The sequence below is a fragment of the Sphingomonas parapaucimobilis NBRC 15100 genome, assembly GCF_000787715.1.
GTDB classification, from domain to species: domain Bacteria; phylum Pseudomonadota; class Alphaproteobacteria; order Sphingomonadales; family Sphingomonadaceae; genus Sphingomonas; species Sphingomonas parapaucimobilis.
In genome coordinates this window covers 20,418-36,455 of the sequence record NZ_BBPI01000064.1, presented here as the reverse complement: position 1 = coordinate 36,455, position 16,038 = coordinate 20,418, and the positions used below count along the sequence as shown (strand labels likewise).

Below are 16,038 nucleotides of genomic sequence, written 5' to 3'. Positions count from 1 at the left end.
ACAGTCAACGTTCCGCTCCTCCCTACCTCCGTTCAGCCTGAGCGAAGTCGAAGGCCACGGGATGAGGCTCGCGGCATAGGTTCGGGGCGTGCACTTCGACTTCGCTCAGTGCGAACGGCGGTGGGATATGCGGCGAGCGGAGGTTGAGGAACGTCGCGGACGGCGTGGGAGCGCCTCACAACAACGCGTTCACCGCCTCCATGAAGCGCATCAGGCTGATTGGCTTGGACACGTAGGAATCCGCCCCCGCCGCGCGGATTCGGTCTTCGTCGTCGCGACCTGCATAGGCGGTCACCGCCATCACCGGAATCCGCCGCAGTTCCTCGTCCGCCTTCAGCTCCAGGATCAGTTCATAGCCGGTCACATGCGGCATCTGGATGTCCATGATGATGAGGTCGGGCTGGACCTCGCGCGCACGCGCCACCGCTTCGCGCCCGTCGCGCACCGGCTCGGCGATGAAGCCATGCACGCGCAGCAGGTCGCAGAAGAGTTTCAGATTGAGTTCGTTGTCCTCGACAACGAGCACCTTTCTTGTCACGCGGTCTCCACCATTACGACGGACACGATAGGCAATGCCCGGACCGGATACAATCGAAGCCGATATGGCCCTTGCGCTGCAGGCGCTCATATGGACGCTGCAAAGCCCGTCGCGTGCCGAGCGGCTGCTCGCGCTGACCGGCCTGTCGGTCGAGGAACTGCGCGGCGGGGCGGGCGAGCCCGGCGTGCTGGCCGCGATCCTGTCGTTCCTGGAGGGGCATGAGGCGGACCTGATCGAATGCGCCGATTCGCTAGGCGTCCGCCCCGAGGCGCTGGTCGCCGCGCGCCGGGTGTTGGAGGCCGCATGAAGCCGCTGCTGATCTGCGACTGCGACGAGGTGCTCGTCCATATGGTCCGCCATTTCCGCGACTGGCTGGACGAGGCGCATGACATGGACTTCGCGCTCGACCGGCATGATTTCTTCGGATCGCTGACCCGGCGGAGCGGCGGCCCCGCGCCCACCCAGGAAGAGGCCTGGGACCTGCTGCACGGTTTCTTCCCCGGCCAGATGGATCGCCAGACGCTGGTGCCCTACGCCGCCGAGGCGCTGGCGGCACTGGCCGCCCGTGCCGATATCGTGGTCCTGACCAACCTGATCGAGGAATGCCGCACGCCCCGCATCGAGCAGCTGGCGCGATTCGGCATCCATCACCGGGTCCAGTGCAATTCGGGGCCGAAGGGCGCGCCGGTCGCAAAGCTGGTCGCCGATCACGGCAACCCCGTCACCGTCTTCGTCGACGACCTGGCCCAGCATCACGCCTCGGTCGCTACCCACGCGCCGCAGGTCCACCGGCTGCACATGGTCTCGGAGCCCGAAATGGCCCCGCATATCGCCCCCGCGCCCGAGGCCCATGCCCGGATCGACGACTGGCGCGAGGCGGAAGCCTGGATCGTCGCGCGTTTCGACGAAGGCCAGCCCGCCCCGAACCGACCGGGCGCTTGACCTGAACGGGGCCGGCGCGCCATGTCTGGCCCCATGACCACGCATATCGATCGCGCGCTCGAGCAGCTCGGCCTCACCCTGCCGGAGGCTGCCGCCCCCGTCGCCGCCTATGTCCCCGTCGTCGAGACGGGCGGGCTTCTTCACATTTCGGGCCAGCTGCCCTTTATCGACGGCCAGCTCGTCACCGGACGGCTGGGCGACGGCGTCTCGCTGGAGGACGGGCAGAAGGCGGCGCAGGCGTGCGGCCTGATGCTGGTCGCGCAGATCAAGAAATATATCGGCGACCTGTCCCGCGTGAAGCGGATCGTGAAGCTGGGCGTGTTCGTCAATTCGACCGCCGACTTCACCGACCAGCCCAAGGTCGCCAATGGCGCGTCGGAGCTGATGGTGTCGCTGTTCGGCGATGCCGGGCGCCATGCGCGCTCGGCGGTCGGCGTGCCGGTGCTGCCGCTGGGGGCTGCGGTCGAAGTGGATGCGATCGTCGAGCTGGGGTGATGTTTGGGGCGGGGCCGCTGGCGGACCTGCCCTCCCCCATCCCCTCCCGCCTGCGGGAGGGGAGCGGCTAATGGCTCATGCTGGAGCCTCACATCCGCCAAACAACATGCCCCTCCCGCAAGCGGGAGGGGATGGGGGAGGGAAAGCCACAAGCGAACACCTCGCGAACCGCTCCCCCCTTGTCCCACCCTGCCCCGCACCGCATATCCCACCGCGATGACCACCGCCGTCGCGCGTATCCTGTCCGGCGTCGCCGCCCTGTCCCCCGATGAGTGGGACGCTTGTGCGGGCACGGCCAATCCGTTCGTCTCCCATGCCTTCCTGACCGCGCTGGAGACATCGCACAGCGTCGGCGGCCGCTCCGGCTGGACACCCGCCCCCATCGTCATCGACGGCCCCGACGGACAGCCTGCCGCGATCGCGCCTGCGTATCTGAAGGCGCACAGCCAGGGCGAATATGTCTTCGACCATGGCTGGGCCGACGCCTGGGAGCGCGCCGGGGGACGCTATTACCCCAAGCTCCAGATCGCCGCGCCCTTCTCGCCGGTCCCAGGTCCCCGGCTGCTGCTGCGCGACCCCGCGCTCGCCCCCGCGCTGATCGCGGCGATCGAGGCGGTGACCGACCAGAACGAATTGTCCTCCGCGCATGTCACCTTTGTCGCGCCCGACCAGCTGCCCTATTTCGAGGCGGCGGGCTGGCTGATCCGCGAGGGGGTGCAGTTCCACTGGCGCAATGACGGCTATCGCAGCTTCGACGATTTCCTCGATGCGCTCGCCAGCCGCAAGCGCAAGGCGATTCGCAAGGAACGCGCCGCCGCCGTCGAGGGTCTGACCATCCGCCACCTGACCGGCGACCAGATTGGCCCCGAGCATTGGGATGCCTTCTGGGTCTTTTATCAGGATACGGGCAGCCGAAAATGGGGCCAGCCCTATCTGACCCGTGCCGCCTTCGACCGGATCGGCGAGCAACTGGGCGACAAGGTGCTGCTGATCCTGGCGATGCGCGACGGGGTGCCGATCGCGGGCGCGCTCAACCTGATCGGCGAGGATACGCTCTACGGTCGCTATTGGGGCGCGACCGAGGAGGTGCCCTTCCTCCATTTCGAGCTATGCTATTACCAGGCGATCGACGCCGCCATCGCGCGCGGTCTGACGACGGTGGAAGCGGGCGCGCAGGGCGAGCACAAGCTGGCGCGGGGTTACGTCCCCGTGCCGACATTCTCGGCGCATTACATCCCGCACCCCGCCTTCCGCCGCGCCGTCGCCGAGTTCGTGGACCGCGAGCGTCAGGCGATCGAGGCGGAAAGCGAATATCTGGGCGAACTCACCCCGTTCCGGCGGGGGTAATCAAGGCGAAAGCCCCCCTTTAAGGCTAGGGGAGCCTCTCATGTCATACTGCTTTAATTATCGTCCTTGTCGGGGGTCGCCTTGCGACGCGCGGGTGCCCGCTTATCCTCATCGGGCGACGGACGGCTGAGCAGTTCATAGGCCGCCGGGTCGATGATCGGGCGGCGATCGTCGATCCGGTAGAGAACGCTGTCGCCCTCGCGCCAGATCGGCGTCAGCCCGCGGGTCAGCGCCTCGTCATAGCGTGGCGCATGGACCAGCCAGACATAGTCGAACGCGTCGCGCGGCATTAGCTTCAGCGCGGTTTCGACCGGGCGCCACCATTGCCCGCGACAGCGCCGCTGGGTCACGATCTCCGACGGGTCATGCGCGAACCGCTTGGCGGGGGCATAGCGCACGGTCAGCAACTGCCCGCCCGCCATCGACCATTGGTCGTTGGCGTAAGCGAGCTTCCTCTCCAGCGCGAGGCCCGCGACATGCTCCAGCCGGCTGGAGGGCCAGACATCGGCGCAATATTGACGGCCGACGAAGGTCAGCAACCGTGCGCGCGGCGGCACATGATCGAGCGCGGTCAGCACCCGGTCATAATCGTTGCTGTACATCACATAGCTGATCGTGGTCGCACCGATCCGCACGACGAAGAACAGCAGCCCCACGATCGCCAGCGTCGAGGCCCCGCGCAGCGACAGCCCGCGCCGGGGGCGCAGTGCGATCAGCGCGATGGCCAGCACATAGGGGGCCAGCCGCATGTCGGCATAGGCCGATCCGAAGACGACGCGCGGCAGCAGCAGATAGACGACGAACAGGAAGGCCGCCGACAGCACTAGGTTGCGCGAATATTCGACCCGCTCGTCGCGCACGCCCTTGAGCAGGACGAGGAACAGTACCGTGACCGAGGCGAGGTCGAACGCCATCCAGCGATCGCGCAGCACCATCGTGATCCAGTTGATCTTCCAGCGCCAGTTGAACCAGTCGCCGGTCTTGCCGGTCACGTCCGCGCCCGAACGCCACAGCACCATCAGCACCATGGGCAGCGCCAGCGGGATACAGCCCAGCCCGGCATGGAAGGCCGACTCGGCCCAGCCCCGCACCCCGCGCGCGCCCTTGGCCCGGCGGATGTCGTGCTGGCGGATCAGCTCCGCGGAGAAGGCCAGCACGCCCAGAACGCCCCAGCCAAAGGTATGCGCCACCCAGAGCAGGCAGGACAGCGGCACGAAGATGATGGCGCGCAACCGCACCGCGCCCAGCCGCCCCATGCGCAGCCACAGGCCGAACAGGTTCAGCGCCAGCGCCATCGCCAGCGCGAAGTTCACGAAGCCGAACTGGAACGGATAGCTATAGGCCAGCGGCAGCGCGAACAGCGCGGTGGCCGGGATGCGCCCCTGCACCTCGCGCGCGATCCACAACAGGCCGGTGACGGTCAGCACCGGAATGGCGATGACGATCAGCTTGACCGCCAGCTCCAGCCCGAAGATCGGCGCGAGCGGTTCGATCAGCAGGTCGATGCCCAGATTGCCGATCATCTGCCATTCGAAGCGATACCAATGCGCCAGCCAGGGCTGGTTCGCATATTCCAGCTGGACGCGATACCGCCCCATATGCCCCGGCAGGTCGACCAGCGGCGGCACGGCGGGCCAGAGCAGCGGCACGGCGGCGAGCAGCGCCATCGCCGCCACGAACCACCGCGTCTGCCACCAGTTGAGCTTTCCCCCATTCATGCCGGTCGGCCTAGCGGATGGAAGGGGGCTTGGACAAGACGAACGCGATGGACGGCGGGTCCGGCGGCGTATCAACCGTTCCTCAATCGGTCGGCCCTATCGACAGGGCATGGACGCTCGCCCCGCTTCTCCCCTGCTTCTGCCCGCCCCCATCATCTGGGTGTTCGGCAGCCTGATCGTCCTGATGCTCTTCATCCTCGACGTCAAAAGCGCGCATCACGGCATGATCGGCCTGTCGGAAATGTGGGGCCGGGATTTCGCCAATGTCTGGACGGGTGGCACGCTGGCGTTGAACGGCCAGCTCGACATCCTTTACGATATCGAACGCTATCGGGGCGCCGAACATGCCCTATATGGGACGATCGGCAGCCACAATTACTCCTATCCGCCGATCGCGCTGTTCCTCGACATTCCCTTCGCGCTATTGCCCTATCACGCGGCACTGCTGCTGTGGCTGGCCGGGACCGGAGCGCTTTTCGCGCTGGCGGCGCGGCCCTGGCTGCCCGAGGGCGGGATGCGCTGGCTGCTGTTGCTGACCCCGGCGGCGCTGATGAACATCTGGGCCGGACATTTCGGGTTCCTGATCGGCGCGCTGTTTCTGGCGGGCTGGCACTGGCTGCCGGAGCGGCCGCGCCGGGCGGGGGTCTGTTTCGGGCTGATGGCGCTCAGGCCGCATGTCGCGGTGCTGGTGCCGATCATCCTGTTGCTGCGTGGCGACTGGCGCACCGTGGCGACGGCGGCGCTAACGGTCGGGCTGCTGGTCCTCTTCAGCACGCTCGCCTTCGGTCCCGATCTGTGGACGCGGTATCTGACCGTCACCTCGGGCGTGCAGGCGCGGATGATCGATCCGGGGCAGGAATTTTACGGGCTGATGGCAACGTCGCTCGCCAGCGCGCTGCTGCGCCAGCATGTGCCCGCCGCCATCGCCTATGGGCTCCAGGGTATGGCGATGGTCGGGATCGCCATCGGCGTGACGATCGCGACAGTGCGTGGAGCACCACCCGCCGCGCTGGCGCTGCTGGCCGCGACGGGAACGTTCGTGCTGCTCCCCTATGCGTTCAACTATGACCTGACGGTCGTCATGCTGGCGGCACTGGTCGCCTATGGCCGTCCCGATGCCTCGCCCATGGAAAAGGCGGTCGCACTGACCGCCTTCCTGACCCCGCAATGGGGGATGGTGGCCAGTGCGATCGGCGTCCCCCTGACGCCGATCGCACTGATCGCACTCTTTGCCGTCGAACTGCGACGGCAGATCAGTCGCGGTCGCGACGTCCCAGCAGGCGCAGGCGCAGCGCGTTCAGCTTGATGAAGCCCGCCGCGTCGCGCTGGTCATAGGCGCCCTGATCGTCCTCGAAGGTGACGACCTTTTCCGAATAGAGCGAATAGGGCGACTTGCGGCCGGTGACGATCGCCTGGCCCTTGTACAGCTTCAGGCGGACGGTGCCGGTCACCTTCTCCTGGCTGTAGTTGACGGCGGCCTGCAGCATCTCGCGCTCCGGCGAGAACCAGAAGCCGTTATAGACCAGCTCGGCATAACGCGGCGCCAGCTCGTCCTTCAGGTGCGCGGCGCCCCGGTCGAGCGTGATCTGCTCGATGCCGCGATGCGCCAGCGCATAGATGGTGCCGCCCGGCGTTTCGTACATGCCGCGGCTCTTCATGCCCACGAAGCGGTTCTCGACCAGGTCGAGGCGGCCGATGCCGTGCTTGCGGCCCAGCTCGTTCAGCTTGGTCAGCAGCGTCGCGGGCGAGCAGGCCTCGCCGTTCAGCGCGACGCCGTCGCCGCGCTCGAAATCGATGGTGATGACTTCGGGCTGGTCGGGCGCGTCTTCCGGGTTGACGGTGCGCGAATAGACGTAATCCGGCACCTCATCCCACGGATTCTCCAGCACCTTGCCCTCGGACGAGGTGTGCAGCAGGTTCGCGTCGGTCGAGAAGGGCGCCTCGCCGCGCTTGTCCTTCGACACCGGGATCTGGTGCGCCTCGGCGAATTCGATCAGCTTGGTGCGGCTGGTCAGGTCCCATTCGCGCCACGGCGCGATGACCTTGATGTCGGGGTTCAGCGCATAATAGCCCAGCTCGAAACGGACCTGGTCGTTGCCCTTGCCGGTCGCGCCGTGGCTGACCGCGTCGGCGTTCACCATCTTGGCGATCTCGATCTGGCGCTTGGCGATCAGCGGCCGCGCGATCGAGGTGCCCAGCAGATACGTGCCCTCGTACAGCGCATTGGCGCGCATCATCGGGAAGACGTAATCCTTGACGAACTCCTCGCGCAGGTCGTCGATGAAGATATGTTCGGGCTTCACGCCCGCCATCTCGGCCTTCTTGCGCGCGGGCTCCAGCTCTTCGCCCTGGCCCAGATCGGCGGTGAAGGTCACGACCTCGCAGTTGTAATGCTGCTGCAACCACTTGAGGATGACGCTGGTGTCGAGGCCGCCCGAATAGGCGAGGACGACGCGCTTGATATCTTCGCTCATGGCAAAGTCCTTCGAAGAGGGGATGGATTTGCCCCGCGCCCTATGCGCTGTCGCGCCCCCACGCAACCTTCGCTTGGGTTCGTTCATTGCGGCGACAGCCAAAGGCCGTCAGGAGCGGCCGGGATGATCCGTTCAGGAGTTTGCCGCATGACCCGTTTCCTCGTCGCCGGCCTGATTGCCACGACGCTGTCCGTCCCCGCCCTGGCGCAGGACACCCGCGCGTCGGCCGCCGCGAAATTCTCGCGCGAGTTCAAGGCGCGCGACACCAACCACGACGGCGTGCTGACCAAGGCCGAGGTCAAGGCCGCGATCATGAAGATGGGCAATGGCAAGAAGCAGATCGACGCGGTCCATGCCCAGCGGCTGACCGACCTGTGGTTCGACAAGGCAGACGCCAACAAGGACGGCAAGGTGACCGAGGCCGAAGCCCAGGCGCTGCTGTCGCGCACCTTCGACGAATATGAGGCGGCCAAGGCGGCGCAGGCGCAGGCGGCGGGTCCGAAGGGGCGGTAGAGCATGATGACATGGGATCGAACCGAGCCTAGCCCCTCCTCTTCAGGGGAGGGGTTGGGGTGGAGCTTCGCCACGGGCCCGGTGTTTGCGGAAACGCCCCACCCCCGGCCCCTCCCCTGAAGGGGAGGGGTGGATCAAGCCGATCTCATCATGCGCTATGGGACGGCGCGCCTCCCCTATACTCCGACCCTTCCTCCACCGCCGTTCAGCCTGAGCGAAGTCGAAGGCCACGCCCCACCCTATCGGCGAGCGAGTCCCGTGCACTTCGACTTCGCTCAGTGCGAACGGAGGTTGGGTTTCATCTCCCGCTGAACGCAGGTCGGGAATTCCTCCCTCCCCACACGCAAAAAAGGCCCGGTGCGTTGCCGCACCGGGCTTAGGTCGTCCGCAGGAGGAACGTCGTGGGGTGCGGGGGTTCTGCGTGCCCCCGCTCCCGATCAGTTATAGGCGCGCTCGCCGTGCTCGCCGAGGTCGAGGCCTTCCTGCTCGACTTCCTTCGAGACGCGCAGGCCGGTGATCGCCTTGGCGACATACATGGCGATGACGGTGCCGATGGTGGCCCAGACGATGGTCGTGGCGACCGCGCCGAGCTGGACCAGCAGCTTCTGGCCCATGGCGTAATCCGCCGCACCCGGCCCGCCCAGCGAGGGGGCATAGACCACCGCCGTGCCGATCGCGCCGATCATGCCGCCGATGCCATGGACACCGAAGGCGTCGAGCGCATCGTCATAGCCGAGCTTGGGCTTGAGGACCGACACCGCATAGAAGCAGACCACGCTGGCGATGGCGCCCAGCACGATCGCGCCGAACGGACCCGAATTGCCCGCCGCCGGAGTGACCGCGACCAGACCGGCGACGATGCCCGAGCAGAAGCCCAGCGCCGAACCCTTGTGGCCCGCCAGACGCTCGGCGAGCATCCAGAACAGACCGCCCGAGGCCGTCGCGACGAAGGTGTTGATCATCGCCAGACCCGCCGAGCCATTGGCCTCCAGCGCGGAACCGGCGTTGAACCCGAACCAGCCCACCCAGAGGAGACCCGTGCCGACCCCGGTCAGCGTCAGCGAGTGCGGCGGCATCGGCGTGGTCGGATAACCCATGCGCTTGCCCAGGATCAGCGAGGCGACCAGCGCCGAGACACCGGCGTTGATATGCACCACGGTGCCCCCTGCGAAGTCGAGCGCCCCCGCCTTGAAGAACAGGCCCGAGGACGCCCACACCATATGTGCGATCGGGAAGTAGACGATGGTCAGCCAGACGGCGACGAACGCCATCACGGCCGAAAACTTCATCCGCTCGACCACCGATCCCAGCACCAGCGCGGCGGTGATCGCGGCGAAGGTCATCTGGAAACAGATGAAGACATATTCAGGAATCTCGACGCCCGCCGTGAAGGTCGCCGCCTGGCTGGCGGGCGTGACGCCCTTCAGGAACGCCTTGCCCAGCCCGGCGATGAAGTTAGACGCGCCCCCCGACACGTCCGGACCGAAGGCCAGGCTATAGCCGTACATCACCCAGATCAGCATAGCGAGGCACGCGGCCGCGCCGATCTGCGTCATGGTGGACAGCATGTTCTTCGCGCGGGTCAGACCGCCATAGAACAGCGCCAGGCCCGGCAGGATCATCATCATGACCAGCACGGTCGAGGTGAGCATCCAGGCGGTGTCGCCCTTGTTCACCGTCGCGGCGGGCGCGGCGGTGGCAGGCGACTGGAGCGCGGCGGCGTCCTGCGCCCAGGCGGGCAGCGCGGCGAACAGAGTCAGGCCGAGGCCCGCCGCACCGCTCGCCAATTTGGTGACATGCTTCATCGAAATCCCCCCTTGCTCAGAGCGCCGATTCGTCGGTTTCGCCGGTGCGGATGCGCACGGCCTGGCCGACATCGAGCATGAAGATCTTGCCGTCACCGATCGCGCCGGTGTTGGCGGCGGCCTGAATCGATTCGACGACGCGGTCGGCAATCTCGGACGCGCAGACGACCTCGATCTTGATCTTGGGCACCATGTTGGTGCTGTATTCGGCCCCGCGATAGATTTCGGTCTGGCCCTTCTGCCGCCCGAACCCCTTCACCTCGGTCACCGTCATGCCCGCCACGCCCAAGGTGGTCAGCGCCTCGCGCACCTCGTCGAGCTTGAACGGCTTGATGATAGCGATGATCAGCTTCACCTGCGCCCCCTTTGATTACCCGAGGGACCACTTCGCAAGGGGCGTGCCAGTTTACGTTTTTGTTACTTTTACGGGATCGGTATGGTGCGGTGCGGTAGGAATGGCGCACCGACCTGCATCAATTTTTAGGCATTCGGTCTGATCTGCCCGATTTTTGGGCATTCAATCCTCCCCTGCAAGGGGAGGTGGCAGCACGCAGTGCTGACGGAGGGGGACTTCCCCAAGGACAGCCCTCGCGGCACGCCCCCTCCACCACCGCTTCGCGGCGGTCCCCCTCCCCTTACAGGGGAGGACTTTAAGTTACGCCGCCAGCGCCGTCCCGCCGACGGTCAGCCCCTCGACCAGCAGCGTCGGCTGGCCGACCCCGGCGGGCACGCTCTGCCCGCCCTTGCCGCAGACGCCGACGCCCTCGTCCAGCGCAAAGTCGTTGCCGATGCCCTTCACCCGGGTCAGCACGCTCGGCCCGTCACCGATCAGCGTCGCGCCCTTGATCGGCGCGCCCAGCTTGCCGTTCTCGATCCGGTACGCCTCGGTGCAGGAGAAGACGAACTTGCCCGACACGATATCGACCTGCCCGCCGCCGAACGACTTGGCGAAGATGCCGTTCTTGACGCGCGACAACAGCTCGGCGGGATCGTCCTGCCCGCCCTTCATGAAGGTGTTGGTCATGCGCGGCATCGGCGCATGGGCGAAGCTCTCACGACGGCCATTGCCGGTCGGCGCGACGCCCATCAGCCGGGCGTTGAGCCGGTCCTGCATATAGCCCTTGAGGATACCGTCCTCGATCAGCACGACCTCGCGCGTCGGCGTGCCCTCGTCATCGATCGACAGCGAGCCGCGCCGGTCGGCGAGGCTCCCGTCATCGACCACGGTGACGCCGGGCGCGGCGACCCGCTCGCCGATGCGGCCCGAAAAGGCCGAGGTGCCCTTGCGGTTGAAGTCGCCCTCCAGCCCGTGCCCGATCGCCTCGTGCAGCAGCACGCCGGGCCAGCCCGGCCCGAGCAGCACGGTCATCTCGCCCGCAGGCGCGGCAACTGAGTCGAGATTGACCAGCGCCTGGTTCAGCGCGACGTCGATGCCCCGCTCCCAGGTCTCGCGCGCGACGAGACGGTCATAGAGATAGCGCCCGCCGATACCGAAGCTGCCCGTCTCGCGCCGCCCATTCTGCTCGACGACGACCGATATGTTCAGCCGCACGAGCGGGCGGACATCGGTGGCGACGAAGCCGTCGGCGCGGACGATCTCGACCACGCTCCAGCTGCCAGACAGGCCGACCGACACCTGCACGACGCGCGGGTCACGCGCGCGGGCGGCGGCGTCGATCGTCTGGCAGAGCGTCACCTTCTCGGCGAACGGGATCAGGTCGAGCGGATCGGTCGCGGTGTAGAGGTGTCGGTTGGTCCCCTGCGGCGGAGGCGCGGCGGCACCCTTCGCCGGGTCGATCAGCGCCATGGTTTGTGCGGCGCGCTGGATCGCGGCCTCGGACAGCTCGTTGGCGTGGGCAAAGGCCGTCATCTCGCCCGACACCGCGCGCAGGCCGAAGCCGGAATGGGTGTCGTAGCTGGCCGTCTTCAGCCGCCCGTCGTCGAAGCCGAATGCCTCCGACCGCTTATATTGCAGATAGAGTTCGCCATCGTCCGCCCGCGACAGGGCGCTGGCGGTGAGGCGCAACGCCGCGTCCGGGTCCAGCGTGTCGCGGTACAGGAACGAGCGGGGGTCGGTGGCGGTCATCTTGGGGATATAGGATGCCCGGCCGAGGTTTGAAACTCCAAGCCGTGCTACCCCTTCTTCTCCCCTCCCGCAGGCGGGGTTCCCTCTTCTTGAGCCCCTCCCGCAGGCGGGAGGGGTTTGGGGAGGGCACGGAGTCTCACCGAGACCAACGCCCGTGGCTTTCCCTCCCCCATCCCCTCCCGCTTGCGGGAGGGGCGCGAGTCTCATTCGCGTTGGGGTTTAGCGCCCGGCGCCATCCCCATGATCGGGAAGCTGCGCTTGGTCCGCCCCATCCGCCGGACCGCCGATCAGCACGAAACGGCGATCGCAGTATCCGCAATCGACATAGCCGGTCTCGTCGATCTGCAACCACACGCGCGGATGGCCGAGCGCAGCGCCGCCGGGAATGTCGGTGGCACCGTCGCAAGCGACGCGGGTCTGGGTGACGCGGGTGGTTTCGGGCGGCGGCAACATAGGCTCGCGCGATAGCAAGGCGTGGCCTCGCGTGCAATTACCCAAAGAGCGGCAAAACCGGCTTGGCCTGTCCCGCGCACGGGCCTATCGCTACGCCCATGACCGCCAGCACAGAAGCCGCCATTTCGATCCAGGGCATCGCCAAGACCTATCAGGGCGGCAAGCGCGCGCTCGACGGGGTCAGCTTCGACGTGCCGAGGGGCCAGATCTTCGGGCTGCTGGGGCCGAACGGCGCAGGGAAATCGACGCTCATCAACATCCTGGCCGGGCTGGTGATGAAGACCGAAGGGTCGGCGTCGATCTGGGGCTTCGACATCGACCAGCATCCGCGCAACGCCAAGGCGTCGATCGGCATCGTCAACCAGGAGATCCTGTTCGACCCCTTCTTCACGCCGCTGGAGACGCTGGAAATCCAGGGCGGGCTGTACGGCGTGCCCGAGGCGCAGCGCCGCTCGATGGAACTGCTGCGCGCGGTGCATCTGGAGGACAAGGCGAACGCCTATTCGCGCACCCTGTCGGGCGGCATGAAGCGCCGCCTGATGGTCGCCAAGGCGATGGTCCATTCGCCGCCCGTGCTGGTGCTCGACGAGCCGACGGCGGGCGTGGATATCGAGCTTCGCCAGCAGCTCTGGGCCTATGTTCGCTCGCTCAACGATCAGGGCGTGACGGTGGTGCTGACCACCCACTATCTGGAAGAGGCCGAGGAGCTGTGCGACCGGATCGCGATCATCAACCATGGTCGCCTGGTCGCCAACGAACCGACCCGCGAACTGGTCGGCAAGGCGCAGGAAAAGATCGTCGCGGTGACGGTGGACCGCGACGTGGCCGCGGTGCCCGACCATGCCAGCTTCGGCAAGATCGTCCTGAAGGGCAGCCGCACGCTGGAAATCACCTATGCCAAGGACAAGGTGAATGCGGGCCAGGTGCTCGCGGCGGTGCAGGCGGACGGGTATGGTATCGTCGACGTCTCGACCAAGGAAGCCGATCTGGAAGACGTGTTCCTGTCGCTGACGCGGAGCGTGAGCGTCTGAGGATTACTCCTCCCCGGTACGGGGAGGTGGCAGCGCGAAGCGCTGACGGAGGGGGGCTTCCACAACGGACACCCCTTGAGGCGATCCCCCTCCACCATCCTGCGGATGGTCCCCCTCCCCGTGCGGGGGAGGAATTGGGGAGCTCACCCCGCCCGCGCGAGGTCCGGGAAGCCAGCGCGGAAGCCAGCGACCTTGGGTTTGTCCCAGCGGACAATGTACGGATAGGTCGGGTTGCGGTCGTAGAAATTCTGATGCTCGGCCTCGGCCGGGAAGAAGCCGCCCTGCTCGATCCGGGTCGTGATTGGCTTGGCGAAGGCATGGGCGCGGGTCAGCTGGGCGATATAGTCGCGCGCGACCTTCGCCTGTTCGGGCGACTGGGCGAAGATCGCCGAGCGATAGCTGGGACCGCGATCAGGGCCTTGGCCACCGACCTGGGTCGGATCATGCGCGATCGCGAAATAGACGCGCAGCAGCGTGGCGTAGGAGACTTGGCGCGGGTCATAGGTGATGCGGATCGCCTCGGCATGGCCGGTCCGCTCGGTCGAGACGGCGGAATAGTTTGCATCCTCGCGGCGGCCACCTGCATAGCCCGCCGTCACCGAACGCACGCCCTTCACCCGCTCGAACACCGCCTCCATGCCCCAGAAACAGCCGCCCGCGAGCACAGCCACCTGCGGGCGCGGCGACGCGGGCACGTCGACCGCTGCCTTGGGGAGCGGCACGGCGCGTTCCGCGCTGGCGGGGAGCGAGGACAGGGCGACCGCTCCGAATGCGGTCGCGACCAGGGCGATGCAGAGGATATTGCGCATCGCCGGGATATGGGGTGTTTTTGAGGTTCGGCTAGGGGCAGGCGGTGAAGCGTGGGCTTCGACTTCGACGCGCTGCGTCGAAGTTTATCCTGAGCGGCTGGCTTGCCAGCCAGCCGAAGGGCTCAGCCTGAACGGCGGTGGTGTAATTAAGCCTTTCCCCACCTCCGTTCCGCCTGAGCGAAGTCGAAGGCCACGGGAATCATCCCGCCAAGAAGCCCCTTAGCGAACCGCCTCAACCGGCGCCGAACCGTAACGGCTGGGCGCTTCGGCGGGGTGAAGGACCACGAGACCCAAGGCTCCCAGCGCAAATCCGCCGGCGAACTGCCACACGAAACTGGACTTGAGGAGGGCACGCATCGTCACTTCACCTGTCTTAGCGGGTCACTCCCCGGTGGGGCGAGCGATCATCCGGGCGCCATCTGGTCGATCGGCGCCGTTCCGACAATGGCGTTTATAGAAACGCTGCATTAACGGCACGTGGACGTGTCGTTCATGCCACAGTTAAGCCTTATTGCTGCACCGCATATAGACCCATGAAAAAGCCAGCCAATCCGGCATCTTGGCCGGACTGACTGGCTTTCGCGACCGCTTGAGCGGCAAATTATTTCAGCGCGGCGCAGGCCGTCTGGATGCGGGTGCAGGCTTCCTTGAGCAGCGCGTCCGAGGTCGCATAGCTGATTCGCATCGCGGGCGAGAGGCCGAACGCCGCGCCCTGCACCGCCGCCACCTTCGCATCGTCGAGCAGATAGCCGACAAACGCCTCGTCGCTGTCGATCAACCGGCCCGAGGGCGTCGACTTGCCGATCAGCGGCGCAAAGGACGGATAGACATAGAAGGCGCCCTCCGGCGTCGGGCAGGTCATGCCCTCGATCTCATTGAGCATCGCCACTACCATGTCGCGCCGCGCCTGGAACGCCAGGTTGCGCTCGGCGAGAAAGCTCTGGTCGCCGGTCAATGCCGCGGTCGCCGCCGCCTGCGCGATCGAACAGGGGTTGGAGGTCGACTGCGACTGGAGCTTGGCGATCGCCTTGATCAGCCAGGGCGCGCCGCCCGCATAGCCGATGCGCCAGCCGGTCATCGCATAGGCCTTGGAACAGCCGTTCACCGTCAGCGTGCGCTCGTACAGCTCGGGGCAGACCTGCGCGATGGTGGCGAAGCGGAAGCCGTCATAGACGATATGCTCGTACATATCGTCGGCGAAGACCCATACATGCGGGTGCTTCAGGATGACCTCGCCCAGCGCCTTCAGTTCGTCGGCGGTATAGCCCGCGCCCGTCGGGTTGGACGGCGAGTTGAGGATGACCCACTTGGTCCTGGGCGTGATCGCCGCGTCGAGCGCCTCGGGGGTCAGCTTGTAGCCCTGTTCGGGTCCGGCCTTCACGATCACCGGCACGCCGCCCGCAAACTGGACGACGTCCGGGTAGCTGACCCAATAGGGCGCGGGGATCACGACCTCGTCCCCTGCGTCGATCGTCGCGACCATCGCGTTGAACAGGGTGTGCTTCCCGCCGACATTCACGCTGATCTGGTCGGCCTTGTAGGTCAGGCCGTTGTCGCGCGCGAACTTGGCCGCGATCGCCGCCTTCAGCTCGGGCGTGCCGTCGACATTGGTGTATTTGGTCTTGCCGTCGCGGATCGCCTGGATCGCCGCCTCTTTCACGAAGTCCGGCGTGTCGAAATCGGGCTCGCCTGCGCCCAGCCCGATCACGTCGACACCGGCGCGCTTCAGCTCCATCACGCGGCTGGTGATGGCGAGCGTGGGGGACGGGCTGATACGGCCGAGCGCGGCGGAGGGCTGCATGAAACGGAACCTTTGCGTCAGGAGAT

Annotated in this window: 16 protein-coding genes; 7 read left to right on the top strand and 9 right to left on the bottom strand. The window is 66.7% G+C overall.

Annotated features, from left to right (window positions below):
* Positions 1 to 175 precede the first annotated feature (175 nt).
* Entirely contained in the window at positions 176 to 538 is a 363-nt protein-coding gene (locus tag SP5_RS10915) for a response regulator (RefSeq protein ID WP_042488334.1), read from the bottom strand.
* Positions 539 to 602: 64 nt separating this feature from the next.
* Here SP5_RS10915 and SP5_RS10910 point away from each other — a divergent pair, with 64 nt between their 5' ends.
* The 4 genes from SP5_RS10910 (at position 603) to SP5_RS10895 (ending at position 3,322) form a co-directional block, all read left to right on the top strand.
* Positions 603 to 845, top strand: coding sequence for a DUF3572 family protein (locus SP5_RS10910; RefSeq protein WP_089413629.1), 243 nt, complete (start codon positions 603 to 605; stop codon positions 843 to 845).
* On the top strand, positions 842 to 1,480 hold the full coding sequence (locus SP5_RS10905; protein WP_042488328.1) for a hypothetical protein: 639 nt from the start codon (positions 842 to 844) through the stop codon (positions 1,478 to 1,480). Before SP5_RS10910 ends, SP5_RS10905 begins: the two co-directional genes overlap by 4 nt.
* A 33-nt stretch (positions 1,481 to 1,513) precedes the next feature.
* Entirely contained in the window at positions 1,514 to 1,975 is a 462-nt protein-coding gene (locus SP5_RS10900) for a RidA family protein (protein ID WP_042488325.1), read from the top strand.
* Positions 1,976 to 2,191: 216 nt separating this feature from the next.
* The gene (locus SP5_RS10895; RefSeq protein WP_042488322.1) at positions 2,192 to 3,322 is read left to right on the top strand and encodes a GNAT family N-acetyltransferase; all 1,131 of its coding nucleotides are present in this window, start codon (positions 2,192 to 2,194) and stop codon (positions 3,320 to 3,322) included.
* Between the two features lie 53 nt (positions 3,323 to 3,375).
* On the opposite strand, the gene SP5_RS10890 is transcribed toward SP5_RS10895, so the two are convergent.
* A complete protein-coding gene (locus SP5_RS10890) occupies positions 3,376 to 5,040 on the bottom strand; it encodes a hypothetical protein (protein WP_042488320.1) in 1,665 nt (554 codons plus the stop codon).
* 109 nt (positions 5,041 to 5,149) lie between these two features.
* On the opposite strand from SP5_RS10890, the gene SP5_RS10885 reads away from it, so the two are divergent.
* Complete coding sequence (locus SP5_RS10885; RefSeq protein WP_042488318.1) at positions 5,150 to 6,346, top strand: glycosyltransferase family 87 protein; 1,197 nt, start codon at positions 5,150 to 5,152, stop codon at positions 6,344 to 6,346.
* On the opposite strand, the gene SP5_RS10880 is transcribed toward SP5_RS10885, so the two are convergent.
* Positions 6,294 to 7,514 (bottom strand): argininosuccinate synthase, encoded by a 1,221-nt coding sequence (locus tag SP5_RS10880; protein ID WP_042488315.1) that lies wholly within the window; start codon positions 7,512 to 7,514, stop codon positions 6,294 to 6,296. The genes SP5_RS10885 and SP5_RS10880 overlap by 53 nt on opposite strands.
* Before the next feature lie 147 nt (positions 7,515 to 7,661).
* Here SP5_RS10880 and SP5_RS19505 point away from each other — a divergent pair, with 147 nt between their 5' ends.
* Positions 7,662 to 8,027 (top strand): EF-hand domain-containing protein, encoded by a 366-nt coding sequence (locus tag SP5_RS19505; RefSeq protein ID WP_042488312.1) that lies wholly within the window; start codon positions 7,662 to 7,664, stop codon positions 8,025 to 8,027.
* Between the two features lie 437 nt (positions 8,028 to 8,464).
* On the opposite strand, the gene SP5_RS10870 is transcribed toward SP5_RS19505, so the two are convergent.
* From SP5_RS10870 to SP5_RS10855, 4 genes are all read right to left on the bottom strand, one after another.
* The gene (locus SP5_RS10870) at positions 8,465 to 9,832 is read right to left on the bottom strand and encodes an ammonium transporter (protein WP_042488309.1); all 1,368 of its coding nucleotides are present in this window, start codon (positions 9,830 to 9,832) and stop codon (positions 8,465 to 8,467) included.
* A 16-nt stretch (positions 9,833 to 9,848) separates the two neighbouring features.
* Positions 9,849 to 10,187, bottom strand: coding sequence for a P-II family nitrogen regulator (locus SP5_RS10865; RefSeq protein WP_042488306.1), 339 nt, complete (start codon positions 10,185 to 10,187; stop codon positions 9,849 to 9,851).
* 300 nt (positions 10,188 to 10,487) lie between these two features.
* On the bottom strand, positions 10,488 to 11,918 hold the full coding sequence (tldD, locus tag SP5_RS10860) for a metalloprotease TldD (protein WP_042488302.1): 1,431 nt from the start codon (positions 11,916 to 11,918) through the stop codon (positions 10,488 to 10,490).
* Between the two features lie 219 nt (positions 11,919 to 12,137).
* Positions 12,138 to 12,371, bottom strand: a complete 234-nt coding sequence (locus SP5_RS10855; protein ID WP_042488299.1) for a zinc-finger domain-containing protein — start codon at positions 12,369 to 12,371, stop codon at positions 12,138 to 12,140.
* Between the two features lie 98 nt (positions 12,372 to 12,469).
* On the opposite strand from SP5_RS10855, the gene SP5_RS10850 reads away from it, so the two are divergent.
* Positions 12,470 to 13,402, top strand: coding sequence for an ABC transporter ATP-binding protein (locus SP5_RS10850; RefSeq protein WP_042488296.1), 933 nt, complete (start codon positions 12,470 to 12,472; stop codon positions 13,400 to 13,402).
* Positions 13,403 to 13,545: 143 nt separating this feature from the next.
* Here the strand turns inward: SP5_RS10850 and msrA are convergent, their stop codons facing one another.
* Both msrA and SP5_RS10840 read right to left on the bottom strand, forming a co-directional pair.
* Complete coding sequence (gene msrA / locus SP5_RS10845) at positions 13,546 to 14,211, bottom strand: peptide-methionine (S)-S-oxide reductase MsrA (protein ID WP_157013677.1); 666 nt, start codon at positions 14,209 to 14,211, stop codon at positions 13,546 to 13,548.
* 601 nt (positions 14,212 to 14,812) lie between these two features.
* A complete protein-coding gene (locus tag SP5_RS10840; RefSeq protein WP_042488293.1) occupies positions 14,813 to 16,012 on the bottom strand; it encodes a pyridoxal phosphate-dependent aminotransferase in 1,200 nt (399 codons plus the stop codon).
* Positions 16,013 to 16,038: the final 26 nt, after the last annotated feature.

What these genes read in the sequence shown, in the direction of transcription:
- SP5_RS10910 (WP_089413629.1), top strand. Translation starts at nt 603, where the DNA reads ATGGCCCTTGCGCTGCAGGCGCTCATATGGACGCTGCAAAGCCCGTCG.
- SP5_RS10905 (WP_042488328.1), top strand. Translation starts at nt 842, where the DNA reads ATGAAGCCGCTGCTGATCTGCGACTGCGACGAGGTGCTCGTCCATATG.
- SP5_RS10900 (WP_042488325.1), top strand. Translation starts at nt 1,514, where the DNA reads ATGACCACGCATATCGATCGCGCGCTCGAGCAGCTCGGCCTCACCCTG.
- SP5_RS10895 (WP_042488322.1), top strand. Translation starts at nt 2,192, where the DNA reads ATGACCACCGCCGTCGCGCGTATCCTGTCCGGCGTCGCCGCCCTGTCC.
- SP5_RS10890 (WP_042488320.1), bottom strand. Translation starts at nt 5,040, where the DNA reads ATGAATGGGGGAAAGCTCAACTGGTGGCAGACGCGGTGGTTCGTGGCG.
- SP5_RS10885 (WP_042488318.1), top strand. Translation starts at nt 5,150, where the DNA reads ATGGACGCTCGCCCCGCTTCTCCCCTGCTTCTGCCCGCCCCCATCATC.
- SP5_RS10880 (WP_042488315.1), bottom strand. Translation starts at nt 7,514, where the DNA reads ATGAGCGAAGATATCAAGCGCGTCGTCCTCGCCTATTCGGGCGGCCTC.
- SP5_RS19505 (WP_042488312.1), top strand. Translation starts at nt 7,662, where the DNA reads ATGACCCGTTTCCTCGTCGCCGGCCTGATTGCCACGACGCTGTCCGTC.
- SP5_RS10870 (WP_042488309.1), bottom strand. Translation starts at nt 9,832, where the DNA reads ATGAAGCATGTCACCAAATTGGCGAGCGGTGCGGCGGGCCTCGGCCTG.
- tldD (WP_042488302.1), bottom strand. Translation starts at nt 11,918, where the DNA reads ATGACCGCCACCGACCCCCGCTCGTTCCTGTACCGCGACACGCTGGAC.
- SP5_RS10855 (WP_042488299.1), bottom strand. Translation starts at nt 12,371, where the DNA reads ATGTTGCCGCCGCCCGAAACCACCCGCGTCACCCAGACCCGCGTCGCT.
- SP5_RS10850 (WP_042488296.1), top strand. Translation starts at nt 12,470, where the DNA reads ATGACCGCCAGCACAGAAGCCGCCATTTCGATCCAGGGCATCGCCAAG.
- msrA (WP_157013677.1), bottom strand. Translation starts at nt 14,211, where the DNA reads ATGCGCAATATCCTCTGCATCGCCCTGGTCGCGACCGCATTCGGAGCG.
- SP5_RS10840 (WP_042488293.1), bottom strand. Translation starts at nt 16,012, where the DNA reads ATGCAGCCCTCCGCCGCGCTCGGCCGTATCAGCCCGTCCCCCACGCTC.